This is a genomic window from Alkalibacterium subtropicum (genome assembly GCF_900112455.1).
Classification (GTDB): Bacteria; Bacillota; Bacilli; order Lactobacillales; family Carnobacteriaceae_A; genus Alkalibacterium; species Alkalibacterium subtropicum.
Genome location: NZ_FOLT01000002.1, coordinates 296,639 through 309,249 on the forward strand (window position 1 = coordinate 296,639; position 12,611 = coordinate 309,249).

General features: G+C 39.5%; 12 protein-coding genes and 5 pseudogenes. 6 read left to right on the plus strand and 11 right to left on the minus strand.

All coding sequences use genetic code 11. From position 1 onward, the window contains the following. Positions 1-21: 21 nt before the first annotated feature. The 3 genes and pseudogenes from BM049_RS03270 to BM049_RS03280 form a co-directional block, all read right to left on the minus strand. Positions 22-285, minus strand: a complete 264-nt coding sequence (locus BM049_RS03270) for an SHOCT domain-containing protein (RefSeq protein WP_017866944.1) — start codon at positions 283-285, stop codon at positions 22-24. Between the two features lie 11 nt (positions 286-296). Beyond that, positions 297-479, minus strand: coding sequence for an SHOCT domain-containing protein (locus tag BM049_RS03275; protein ID WP_010620812.1), 183 nt, complete (start codon positions 477-479; stop codon positions 297-299). Between the two features lie 279 nt (positions 480-758). Beyond that, positions 759-1,837, minus strand: a pseudogene (locus BM049_RS03280) (IS30 family transposase). Positions 1,838-2,634: 797 nt separating this feature from the next. Between BM049_RS03280 and BM049_RS03290 the strand changes: the two are divergent. The 6 genes and pseudogenes from BM049_RS03290 (at position 2,635) to BM049_RS12170 (ending at position 5,944) form a co-directional block, all read left to right on the plus strand. Then, the gene (locus BM049_RS03290; RefSeq protein WP_091528623.1) at positions 2,635-3,159 is read left to right on the plus strand and encodes an O-acetyl-ADP-ribose deacetylase; all 525 of its coding nucleotides are present in this window, start codon (positions 2,635-2,637) and stop codon (positions 3,157-3,159) included. Continuing rightward, on the plus strand, positions 3,160-3,651 hold the full coding sequence (locus BM049_RS03295; RefSeq protein WP_091528624.1) for a DUF305 domain-containing protein: 492 nt from the start codon (positions 3,160-3,162) through the stop codon (positions 3,649-3,651). It begins immediately after the preceding gene. A gap of 97 nt (positions 3,652-3,748) precedes the next feature. Further along, positions 3,749-3,949, plus strand: a complete 201-nt coding sequence (locus BM049_RS03300) for a hypothetical protein (protein WP_072695681.1) — start codon at positions 3,749-3,751, stop codon at positions 3,947-3,949. Beyond that, positions 3,936-4,295, plus strand: coding sequence for an IS66 family insertion sequence element accessory protein TnpB (tnpB, locus tag BM049_RS03305; RefSeq protein WP_091528626.1), 360 nt, complete (start codon positions 3,936-3,938; stop codon positions 4,293-4,295). The genes BM049_RS03300 and tnpB overlap by 14 nt, the downstream gene beginning before the upstream one ends. Before the next feature lie 98 nt (positions 4,296-4,393). Continuing rightward, positions 4,394-5,770, plus strand: a pseudogene (gene tnpC / locus BM049_RS03310) (IS66 family transposase); the annotation flags it as partial. 27 nt (positions 5,771-5,797) lie between these two features. Continuing rightward, a complete protein-coding gene (locus BM049_RS12170; RefSeq protein ID WP_425426033.1) occupies positions 5,798-5,944 on the plus strand; it encodes a transposase domain-containing protein in 147 nt (48 codons plus the stop codon). A gap of 922 nt (positions 5,945-6,866) precedes the next feature. Here the strand turns inward: BM049_RS12170 and BM049_RS03320 are convergent. From BM049_RS03320 to lgt, 8 genes and pseudogenes are all read right to left on the minus strand, one after another. Next, complete coding sequence (locus tag BM049_RS03320) at positions 6,867-8,186, minus strand: sensor histidine kinase (RefSeq protein WP_177188575.1); 1,320 nt, start codon at positions 8,184-8,186, stop codon at positions 6,867-6,869. Positions 8,187-8,223: 37 nt separating this feature from the next. Beyond that, positions 8,224-8,922, minus strand: coding sequence for a response regulator transcription factor (locus BM049_RS03325; protein WP_072695689.1), 699 nt, complete (start codon positions 8,920-8,922; stop codon positions 8,224-8,226). A 69-nt stretch (positions 8,923-8,991) separates the two neighbouring features. Beyond that, positions 8,992-9,528 (minus strand): annotated as a pseudogene (locus BM049_RS12000) (adenylate kinase family protein). Positions 9,529-9,804: 276 nt separating this feature from the next. Continuing rightward, positions 9,805-10,166: pseudogene (locus BM049_RS12150) on the minus strand (hypothetical protein). Positions 10,167-10,557: 391 nt separating this feature from the next. Further along, positions 10,558-10,689 (minus strand): glyceraldehyde 3-phosphate dehydrogenase NAD-binding domain-containing protein, encoded by a 132-nt coding sequence (locus BM049_RS12015; RefSeq protein ID WP_245750960.1) that lies wholly within the window; start codon positions 10,687-10,689, stop codon positions 10,558-10,560. A gap of 166 nt (positions 10,690-10,855) precedes the next feature. Beyond that, positions 10,856-11,431 (minus strand): annotated as a pseudogene (locus BM049_RS03345) (TIGR01906 family membrane protein); the annotation flags it as partial. 47 nt (positions 11,432-11,478) lie between these two features. After that, on the minus strand, positions 11,479-11,688 hold the full coding sequence (locus tag BM049_RS03350; protein ID WP_091528632.1) for an adhesion protein: 210 nt from the start codon (positions 11,686-11,688) through the stop codon (positions 11,479-11,481). 16 nt (positions 11,689-11,704) lie between these two features. Continuing rightward, on the minus strand, positions 11,705-12,550 hold the full coding sequence (lgt, locus tag BM049_RS03355) for a prolipoprotein diacylglyceryl transferase (RefSeq protein WP_091528633.1): 846 nt from the start codon (positions 12,548-12,550) through the stop codon (positions 11,705-11,707). Positions 12,551-12,611 lie beyond the last annotated feature (61 nt).

Here is a 12,611-nt window from a genome sequence, read left to right on the forward strand (position 1 = left end):
TTCTCCTCGTTATATTTTTGATTACTCTCTCAACTTGTTTAGTTTATCTCTATACTCTTCCTCTGATATTTCTCCTCTAGCGTATCTCTCTTTTAATATATTAATGGCACGATTTGAGTTTGATGCATGGTCATTATTCGAACGATTCATCAGCATTTTTGCGATAAAGATGACTGCCCCAATAATAACTAACAATTTCAATCCATCATATATCATAAACCACCAACTATTCTCATAACCAAAATTCATCATGTTATCAAAACCGTTATACCAATAGCCGTGCATTGAATCACTCCTTATTCATTTAATGTTTCTTTTTTTATTCTATATGTTTCCTCATCTATTTCACCTTTGGCATATCGTTCATTTAAAATATCCAACGCACTATTCTGCTCTCTAAAAATACTTGTTCCATTCTGTTTATCTTCCAAGTATTTATAAATGAAATAACCAACTATAACAAATAATATGAGTCCCAAGCAGTCTCCTCCTTTTTCTATTTCCGCTTCCTTAACTTTACTGACAATTTATGGAGATTTTATGGATTCACGAATATATTATATATTTTTTGTAAATTTCAAGTTTAAGTTAGCCACTTGTTAAAAATATATTTCATGTGATTTTTTACGACTATCAACTCATATAGTGAGGGCTTGATAATGAGCTGAGGCATGATAGTTTTTTTGACAAGCTGGCCTAGGCCAGCTTCACAGCTTTCAAGTCATGCCGAAGGAGGCTCGTTGTCAAGCCCTCACGGGTTAAGCAGCCTGACGCTCTAATCGTAGTGCATTGACGAAGCTTTCATGTGGCGTTCTGTAATTCAATATTTTTCTAGGATAATCATTCATCCATTGTTGTATACGCAAGCATCGTGCTTCTGAGACTCGACCAATCGGCTTCCCTTTGGGAATGAAACGACGAATGAATTTATGCTAGTTCTCACTTGTTCCCGTTCAAACGATGCATAGGGATGACTAAAATAGATGTCTAAAGTATCCTTTAAGGCCTCTTAAAGTCCCGCAAACTCTGAACCATTATCAGAAGTTATCGTTTTAAATAGTGTAGAGAATGTATGACCTGATCGTTTTTGAAGGTCACGAATCGCCTGATTAACCGATTCCTGATCTTTTCCATTTACTTTTAAGATGATTTCAAATCGGGTCTGTCGTTCAGCCAAAGTGAGCAGTACAGCATCGGTCTTTTCTTTATTACCTACTACTGTATCAATTTCCCAGTGACCAAACGATTCACGGGTATCAATTTCTTTTGGTCGACGATCAATCGATGGGCCGAGAACGCGCTTATTTGGCCGTTTCTTTTGAGCAGAAACCTTTGGTTTCCGAGATAACTTTTCCAGCAAATTAATGTTTTTAGTTCTCATAATCCCTCTATCTATCCAGCCATAAAGCGTGGTTGTACAAGGGATAATTGAAGCATCAAATAATTCATGTCTTTTAGCAAAACCGACCACTGTATCAGGGGACCATTTATCATCCAGCATTTTCTCATCAGCCCATTCAATGAACGCATCTGTATCTGCCCATTTTGGCCGCCGGCCACAGTTCAGTCGTTGTTTATCATAGTTGGCTTGAGCAGCGTCGGCATCATAGACTTTGATGTAGTAATCATAAATCTTACCGTTTTGCTTTTGACGTTTGAGCTGAGTGATTTTTCCGCGATGGATCTCATTATTGATAGTCTGAGGTACCCGACCGATGATATCAGCAATGCGACGATTGGAGTAGTCTTCCTGCTTCAACACAGCTATTTGAACCCTCTCTGCGTATGATAAGTGTTTTCCTTTACGTGCTAATGTGTTATCGTTAGAGTGCGTCATGTGAATTCATCCTGTCTATTGAGAGTTAGCGGTAACTTCAATATAACATGAAATTCACATGGCGTTTTTTTATATTAGCCTGGGTGGCTAACTTCATTATAAAATCCAGCTTTTTTTTTAGGACATTGGTCCTTAATAACTCTACTGTAACTAGAGTTTAGATATACAGCGTTGTTTGCACTCTATTCCTATTTTAAAAAACTTGACCATGTGGGAAAGTGATACCTTAACATACAGCCATATCGAACTGTAAAAGTGGCTGAGATATCGTGGTTTTTTTCGAACTTCTATGCAAACCTGAATGCGCGTCTTGCCTTTGCGATAAACTGTATACATCATTAAAAGTGGAAATGAAATTTGACCTTTGTATTTTTAATAAAATAAATAGAACGGAGAGTTACAATGAAAAAAGAATCCAATCAACTGAGCTCACCCTCTGCTTTGGCCGGACTTTTCGGGCTTCTGCAGCCTTGATAGCCGTCGTTGCTGTCATTTATATCTTTGGCAAGAAAATCGACACCACAGACAACATCACAGAAAACGAATAACAGTTAATATAGCTTAGTCCTATAGTATAGTGTGAATGCCGATTCCCGGCTTTCTACACGTAGCTATGTGGACTAAGCTTTTTATTTGCCTGAAATTAACCTGAGGTATACCATATTGATAAGAGGGTCACAAAGAAACAGGCGTGATCGTTTTCAGCGGGCATTAACCGGACCCAAAATTTGAATGGGAGACCAGCTGACGATCATGGAGCAGACCGAGTTATCATATTTATCTAAAGGAGGACGTCTATGAAGTGGAACGTGCATAGAGGCGACATCACAGAGTTGGAAGTCGACGCGATCGTCAACGCCGCCAATAAATCATTATTGGGTGGTGGAGGTGTTGACGGAGCCATCCACCGCGCGGCCGGACCGGAGTTGAAAGAGGCATGCAGAAAGCTGGGTGGTGCAGAGACCGGTGAAGCCAAACTGACCGAAGGCTTCGATCTGCCAGCTGATTACGTCATCCATGCGGTGGGCCGGGTTTATCGGGATGGTAAACACGGCGAAGCAGAAGAATTGGAAAATTGCTACCGGAACAGCATCGAAATCGCTAAGGAAAAAGGCATAAGTTCCATCGCTTTTCCGGCCATTAGTACCGGCATTTACGGCTACCCGCTTGAAGAAGCCAGTGAGATCGCCATCCGTACGGTTTATGAACTAACAAAGGACGATGACACGATCGATAAGGTCCTCTTCGTTGCCTTTGATGATAAGACAGAATCGGTATTAAGTGATAAATTAGAAAAAATACACAGAGAGGAAAATGACTAAATGAAAAATTATATACGCTTTGGACTTATGATATTGACTTCAACCGTCGGGATGTACTTTTTAATGTACTTCAATATTCTTGAGATCGACCATTTCTGGTACAGTGAATCCAAACTCTACATGGCACTGTTCATGGGGGCCTGGATGGCGGTCGTTATGCTCCTGTTCATGTGGAAAATGTACGAGAATAAAAAAGTGAATTATGCTATTTTAGGAACGGCGGTCCTCGTATTCAGTTTAGGATTGTATCTGGAAAGAAGCCAGACGACCGTTCAGGATGTCAATTACATGAAAGCCATGATCCCACATCACTCTATAGCTATTTTAACGAGTACACGAGCAGAAATCAGGGATCCGGAGGTACGAGCTTTAGCTGATGAAATCATTAAAGCTCAAAGAGAAGAGATCGCTATAATGACTCAATATATCGAAGAATTAGAAGATGACGACGAGGAAGAACTGCAACCTTTAGATGAATTAAGAGGAAATTGAGATATTTGTATTGTAAGCGATGAATAGCTAGGTACCTGTGAGTCCTCGCGGCCTCCTGTTAAACTTGAGATATCTTAAGTACACAGGAGGTTTTATTTTGGAAAAGAATGAACAGTCTATCATACCGGTAACCCTGCATGACGATCAAACTGATCGCCAACACATTTCGAAGGTCCTTTCACAGAAGATGGTGGCACATTTAAAAAATAGTCAGACAGAGCTACTTATTTACGAGGGGATCAAACCCTCGACATTGAGAGTTCTCCTCGCGGAGATGCCATTCAATGAAACTCGTTGACTTTACTCAAGTAGAGAATATTTTTATTGTGTGTGGAAAGACGGATATGCGCCGTCAAATTGACGGATTAGCTGCGACGATTACAGAAGAATATGATATGGATGTGTATCAAGAGGCCCTTTTTCTCTTCTGTGGTGGAAAGAAGGATCGGTTCAAAGCACTTTATTGGGAAGGCGACGGCTTCCTTCTCTTATACAAGCGTTTAGAGAATGGGAAATTGAATTGGCCGCGTAACCAGAACGAGATTCAAAAGTTAAGTGCGCAACAGCTGCGTTGGTTGCTTGAAGGATTATCTGTTAATCAAAAAGTTTCTATAAAACCTGCGGTTAAAGGGAGTATAGCTTAAGAAATGAGAGAGAAATTGATAAAAAATCAATGACTCTCTCGTTTTCTTTTCCTGATTAGTGTAAAATTTAAGTATTATTTATGTGAGGAGTAGCAGACATGTCTATCAAGAGTGAAAAACAGTTTGAAGTGATTATAGAAAAGTTGGACCAGCTGTTAGAAGAAAACAAACAACTGAAGACCCTACTCGCTCAGAAAGATGATGAGCTTTCCTTACAGAAAGAACAAATCGAATTTTTAACTCAGAAATTGTACGGCTCAAAGAAGGAAACATTGAAGGATGATCCTAACCAGGGCAACCTCTTCAACGATCGCCTTTTTAGCGAACCAGAGCAGACTGGTGACCAAAGCGACGAAGATGAAGTCATTATTACAACAGAACGTCGCCGCAAGAAACGTAAAGGATTAAAAGACCAGCAGTTGTCATCTCTTCCTACTGTTGACCACATTCATGAACTTGAATCTTGTACGTGTCCAACATGCAAGGAAGCAATGAAAGAAATCAGCACGCAACTTATTCGTCAGGAAGTTAAATTTATCCCGGCGAGAGTTGAAAACCACAGACATTTCCAGAAAACATATGCCTGCGCGAACTGTGAGAAAAGCGGAACGCGCACGCCGTTTGCGAAATCTGAAATCCCCAGACTTCCTTTAAATAATACAGTCGCTTCTGCGTCATCGATAGCGGAAACCATGTATCAAAAATTCGAGCAAAAAGTCCCGGGCTATCGCCAAGAGGCTTTTTGGAATCTGCTTGGCTATCCGATCCCTCGGCATACCATTGCGAACTGGCACATTAAAACGTCCCAGTATTATTTCGAAGCGCTGGTGGCTGTAATGCGACAAGAACTGTTGAACCAGAAGGTTCTACACGCTGACGAAACGACATTCAAAGTACTGAATGACAAAGACCGACAAAAGTCCTATATGTGGTTATTCAGTACCGGCAAATACAGCGAACGTGCCATACATATCTACAAGCTTGGTCCATCACGCAGCGGCTCTGTCCCTAGAGATTTCTTAGAGGAGTACACTGGCTATCTACATAGTGATGGGTTCTCCGGGTACAACAATCTTCCAGGGATGACGATGATTGCCTGTCTGGCGCATATCAGACGGAAGTTCTATGACGCCCGTCCAAAGAACTATTCCAGTAAGAGTGTCGCTCATAAGGGAGTCACGCTGTGTAACGAGTTATTTGCGTTGGATAAGTCCCTCAAGGACTTATCTGTTAGCGAACGGTATGATCAGCGCTTAGAACTAGTGAAGCCGAAGCTTGAGGCGTTTTTTGACTGGTGTGAATCCCTAACTGCGCATGGCAAACTTGGCACAGCGATCAACTAAGCGCTGAATCAGAAAGAGCGAATGATGAACGTTCTGAAGGACGGCCGTCTCGTGCTATCCAACAATCTAGCCGAACGTGGCATCAAGTCACTCGTTATGGGCAGAAAGAACTGGCTGTTTTCAAAATCTTTTGAGGGTGCTCATGCCGTTGCGACTATTTTGAGCCTCGTCGAGACGGCCAAATCCAACGGATTACATCCACGAAAATATCTGGACTACCTCTTAACTTACCTTCCAAATCGACAAAATACACCCTTGGAGGCTTATTTGCCATGGAATCCAAAGGTACAGGTGGAATGTCGCTAGACATTCAGTCTATTATACTCTTCGGACATTTCTCATTATAGAGGTGTCCGATTTTTATTTGTAGGTACTCAGCTATTCATCGCTTACTTTGTAATAAAGACTTCTCATCTTTAAAAAAAATGAAAACCGATCCGGAGGGCAACGTTTACATCACGTCGCCCTCCGGATCGTTTTAAATATTACAGAAAGTATGAACTGTCAGGTTCAATTATCATTGTCGTTGAGGGTAGCGTCCTGGATATCGTTTGAAAAATCGATGATAAAGAAGGTAGAATAAATCTATGGATTATTCAAAGATAGCTACGATGAAAAAATTAGTTGAAGATCCCTACAGTGGTTTTATCAGCACACTCGAACATTACGTGCCTTGAGTAAACAGATACCTTCACAATAGCTCCTTCTCAACTACTAGTTGATTATCGAACTGTTTGCAATAAAATGCGGTATTGCATACTTAAGAGGTAAGATAGAAATTTATTATCCTGGCAACTTTAAATAGTTACTTTACAAGTTAGATAGATACATAAATTAATACGCCGGAAATCAGCACTCATTGAGTTCTTTTTATTCCAACAACTATTGTACGATGATCGTTAGATCTCGATCCTTAGGTGTTTTTAGTTCGACTTCTATGACCAGCATAAGATTAGTTACTCTTCCAACATCAGTATTTGATGTACAGTCGACGGCGTCAACCGTTATAGTATAAACTTCTTCTATTACTACAACCGCTTCCGGCATGCCTTGTCCTGTTCCACATCCAGAATAACTTCATTACCGTCTTTTTCTAATATATCTATCTTAACTTTTGAACCCGTTAGATTCGTATTACCTGTACATCCCATCAGTATAAACAGTATACTTTGTCCTAGAACTGTTTGTTTTTTAAACTACTTCCTTTTTCTATATCAGTTCAATCTTTTTATATTTTCTGACTTTCGGGAAGGACGACCGTAAAGGTAGTTCCTCTTCCTTCATCACTCTCAACTCTAATATCCCCTTGATGTGCATCTATAATGCTTTTTACAACTGCCAGACCGATTCCTTGACCCTGCAGTTTACTGTTCCGTGAAGGTTCTACTTGATAAAAGCGCTCAAAAATGTAGTCTAACTTATCTTCTGGTATCCCCTTCCCGTTATCCTGAATCATTATTATAATTTCATTCTTGATGCGTTTGGATATTAAACTGATTTCCCCATCTTCGGGTGTGAATTTAACTGCATTGGCTAATAGATTTGTTATCACCTGTTCCAGCTTATTTCTATCCGCTTCAATCATTTCCGACTGTGCTTTTAGATTTAGAGTCACCTGCTTTTCATTAACCTGCGGTTCAAATGAGATGGAGATATTAGATAGCAGTTCTTTGATATCAAACGTTTCGAGATTCAATTGCTTATTTGTGTTTTCTGTATCGTCCAGCTGATCAATCAGCTGGACTAAATGAGCGAGACGTATGACCTGACGATTCAGGCTATTTAGCCGTTCAGGCGTGACCTCCCAGACACCGTCCAGCATGGCCTCAACATTCCCCTGCAGCGTAGTCAAAGGCGTCCTCACCTCATGAGCCAGATCCGAAACCATCTGATTCCGAATTCTTTTCTGCTCGGCTAACCGAGCGGCTAGAACATTGACGCTCTGCTGCAGCTGGAAGAGCTCGCTGATTTTTTCATCTTTGGTTTCAGCTTCTCCAATATCCCGTCCTTGAGCGATTTGCTGTGTCCGTTCGCTGGTCGCTGCAATTGGCCTGCTCAAACGTCTGGATATGAGGTAGGCCATAACCCCGGCAATAACAAAAGTTAGCAGACCCATCAATGCAATCAAAAGGATCAGATCTTCAATGAACTCTTCTTCTTCAGAAGTATAGTCCTGAAAACCCGGGTAAGTGATAAATGCTGTCCCGATATTATTCTCACCTGAAAACAAGTCTACTTCTTCTTCAAACCAGTCTTCCCCAGGCAGCACTTCAATCATTTGCATGCCCCGCATATGCTGTCCCATCGGTGAGGACTGACTGATTATTTCATTACCGTCTGCATCCACGATCCGCACAAACATATGCGAATGCATGGCATTCTGAATAGCGCCAGAAAGTATTTCCCGGTCCCACTGACTTTCACCGTCATATGCTGTTTCGATGGTTTCGATGACTGTTTCTCTTTCATTTATAAAACGGTCACTCAAGTAATCATCAAATCTGTTTTCAGTAAGTTGAAAGGTCAAAAAACTGAATAAAGAAATCATGAGTATACTTCCACTTAGAATATAAATGAATAAATGACTAAATAAGGTTCTCTTCATAATTCACTCCAAAACGGTAACCGCTGCCGTGTACAGTTTCAATATACATCGGTATTTTAGGGTCTCTCTCGATTTTTGCTCTCAAATTTTTTATATGGGAGTCGATCACTCTGTCCATTGCCGTGGCTTCCAGTCCTTTTACCTTTTCAAGCAATTGATCACGAGAAAAGACGTGACGCGGTTCTCTTGCCATGATCTCCAGAAGTTCAAATTCTGTGTGAGTTAATAACACATTGTCTCCATGCGCAACTACTTCCATTGTATTAGGGAAGATGACCAGATCACCTTTATTAAAAGTCAGTTTATCCTCATTATTGACTGTTTTCATCCTTCTCATTACTGTTACGATTCTGGCAAGCAGTTCTTTAGGACTAAAAGGCTTCGTGACGTAATCATCTGCCCCAAGTTTCAGTCCCTTGATAACGTCTGATTCATTCGATTTAGCGGTCAGCAAGATAATAGGTACATCCGACGATTCTCTAATTTTCTCACAAATCTCCCAGCCAGTATAATCCGGCAGCATAATATCTAAGATGATAAAGTCAATGCTGTGATTATAAAATGTTTCAAATGCTTTTTCACCAGTAGATGCTATATAAACATCATGGCCGTCAGCATTTAAATAAGCCTGGACGATTTCCAGAATCGACTGCTCGTCATCAACAACTAATATGTTCATTCACCTGGTCTCCTTTATCCACTATTCATCAGAAAGAAATGTATCCGCAATACATTATACTGCACTGCTCTACTTCGATAAAAGTGCATCGATTTTTCGAAAGATTTCATCTGACGATGTTCCACTTATTCTAACTAATGTGTCTCTTCTTTTGTAGTAATCTAAAATCGGTCGGGTCTCGTTTAAGAAAACTTCAAAACGCTGTTCGATTACCTTTTCGGTGTCGTCTGTTCTTCCACGATTTATAAGCCGCTCTTTTAAGATATCCTTTGGAACATCCAGATAGAATACTCTCTATTTTGTCTGGGTTATATCCTCCAAAGCTAATGACTGGTTTAAATTGCGAGGATAACCATCTAAGACAACCGAGCATTTATGCTGATGTTTGCTTATTTTTTGTTTAATAAGTGCGGTGATTATTCTATCCGGCACTAATTTCCCTGAAGATACATAACTTAAGACTTGTTTTCCAATTGCCGTCTCCTGTTTCATTTCGTTACGCAATATTTCCCCCGAGGATACAATGGGAAATTCATACTTGTTTTGAATGCGTTCTGCCACTGTCCCTTTACCCGATCCCGGGGCGCCAACTAAAATAATAATCATATCGAACTCCTTTTGTAAACTTATTATACATTGAATATTCCTGCAATAGAACCACCAGTAGTTTAATTTTTTACCGTAATACCGAAATCTCTTTGGATTTTATGATAATAGATTTAAAAAGAGCCGATATTTTTCATCAACTCTTTTTTCGTCTGCTTCTCTATAATTCAGCTACATATTCTATCAAACGAACAAGATTGGAAACAAAACCATACTTAATGTCATACCATGAAACTGTTTTAATAAGTTGAGTATCTTTATTTTTTATAATATCCGTTAACGTGGCGTCAAATATTCCTCCTGCAGAAGTACCAATAACGTCCGAAGATACAATCGGTTTTCAGAATATTCGAATGAAGAATTGGCGGCTTCGTTCATTGCTTTATTCACTTCTTCAATCATCACTTTCTTTTTAAGAGTAGTATAAAACTCCACTATTGCAGCATCAGGAAATGGCACTCGAGTTGCTGATCCATCGATACTGTTTTCTATAGAAGGAATGACCTTCCCGACCGCCTTGGGCGCCCGGTAGAAGTAGGAATAGCATTTATGGCTCCTACTCTACCCCGGCGCATATCCTTAGAGCCGGGGCTATCGTGTAATGACTGCGAAGGCGTGTATGCCTTAACCGCCTTCATATAAACAGTTTCGATTCCAAGTTTATCATTCAGAACTTTTGTAACAGGCGCCAAATCATTTGATGTACACGAACCGAAAGAAAGGAGTTTGTCGTCTTGTGTAATGACATCCTCAATGACTCCTAAGACAATGATTTTCGTTTCCTTATCAGCCGGAGTCGTAAGTATAACTTTTTTCGCACCAGCTTTGATGTGTTCCTGCGAATTTTCAGCCGTTGCATTCACTCCCGTCGCTTCTATTACTATGTCGACCCCTAAATCTTCCTACAGTAAATTCCCTTCTTCTGATTCCTGATAGTAGTTGATTTCATGCCCATTTTATAACCAAAGTATTCTCCCGAACCTGGACATCATGCTTTAAACGTCCGTATGTTGTGTCAAATTCCATCAGTTAATCTAAGTTTTCAATATCACTTAAATCATTAACAGCCACAACTTCCAAATCTGAATCTGTATCTAACAATCTTCTCAGTACTGTTCTCCCAACTCGTCCAAATCCATTGACTGCGATTTTTGTAGACATTTTAATTCCTCCATTATTTTATTGTTATTATAATCTTATCTTGAACATTATGTTATTTACAATTATCTCCTACTCAATTTATTTTAGTAGAAATCTCCTTCTCAAAGCCTACCTGTTTTCCTACCTCTTTCTTTTTCGACAATAGACTTATGTCTCTTGTTTTTCTCTTTGTCAAAACGTAGCCAGTTATCAGTAAGATTTCAACTAATCCAAAAGCTAACAAAAAATTGTGCATAAAGAACTCAGCCGGTAAAATCAGAATTATGGGATCTGTAGCAGGATTGAACAACCACGCATCATTGTTGAAAAATGACTGATGAAATAATAGAAATAAGCTATCAAAGCTAATCAGAATACCCACTATAACTGTTAAAGATAGAAAAATCCCATTTTTAAAATATATAAGCAAACTTTTGTATAAATTTCTGCTTTTTATATACCTCATAAAAAAATACGTCCCTGATCCCGCAGCAGCAAGAATAAGGTAATTAAACATGAATAATCTTTTCACTTCATAGAAATGAAACAGTCCCCTTTCGGAACTTGGAAAGTCAGGCATTGCCAAATCTGTTATCCAAGGCATATTCAAGTAATCCATTAAGATTCGATAATTTAATATAATTTGTTCTTTAGATACATTTACATAATCTGTGATGTTCAAATAATCAATATCAACTATATATAAAGGAGTAAAATTAATTGTAAAAGCTATTGATACGGACATAATGAATAGCGAAATCACGATATATCCCAATGATTTTATAATTCTTTGCCTCAACACGATGCTTCTCACCTTTCCTTATGTCCAACTCTAGATCTCAGCTCATGTAATTCTTCTTTTAACTTTCTATTTTTTTCTTCCAGTATCTCTTTTTCTAATAAGGTATTATCAGCATCACTAACTTTTTTGTGAGAATGGCCCCCGTGCATACCAGGCATCAAATACATCATAAGCACGTGGCCAATAATCATAACAACGATAAATAGTATTGTTTCCATGTATTTTTCTCCTTTGTTATCGACTGTATATAAAATGAATCCCGTAATAGAATACTACTGATACAATAAAGCCTAACACTATAATTCCATAGACTATCGCATTTTTCAATGTACCCGCTTCGCTGGTATATTCAATTTGACTGACCTGCTTGTTTCTCATGAACATTAATAACAGCAAGCCTAAAACAATAATCAGCAAACTCAAGACATGTGCAATACTTAAACTGCCGATTGCCTGAGGGTTAGATCTGAAGAACTCTACAATAAACCTGTTGAAAGCAAAACCGATGACATATATGAAGAACAATTCGCCGTCAAATTTGGCCGTCTGTCTTCTTCTCCATATGATCAGAAACAATATAAAGTTTAACGCTACTTCATAGAGCTGGGCCGGGTGCAGCAGTTCGCCACCTACCATGACTCCCCATGGCCAGTTTCTGCTCATCGGCACACCGAAAACGTCACAGCCGACACGGCCTATCGCCTGACCTAATATAACCCCTGGAACGATTGCATCTGCTGTTTTCCAGACAGCCATTTTCTTCTTTTTCATAAACCAGAATGCAAACGATCCGGCAACCAGAATGGCTCCTTGAATCGATAAACCACCTTGAGAGATCTTAAAGATGTCCAAGGGATTTGCCAGATAATGGTCTAGGTTAAAGAACAGTATGTATCCTAATCTGGCACCTATAATCCCAAGTAAAGCAGTATACAGCCCCAGATCCATCAGCATATCTTTATCCAGCCGTTTACGTTCACCTTCTTTTTGAATAAGCAATAATCCAATAATCATACCCAGGGCACTGGTCACGCCCAATAAAGAAATACTAAAATGTCCGATACTGAACAATTCTATCATATAAACATTCTCCTATTCTATTTAAAAGAAACGAATACAACAGGATGAGTCATCGATCCTT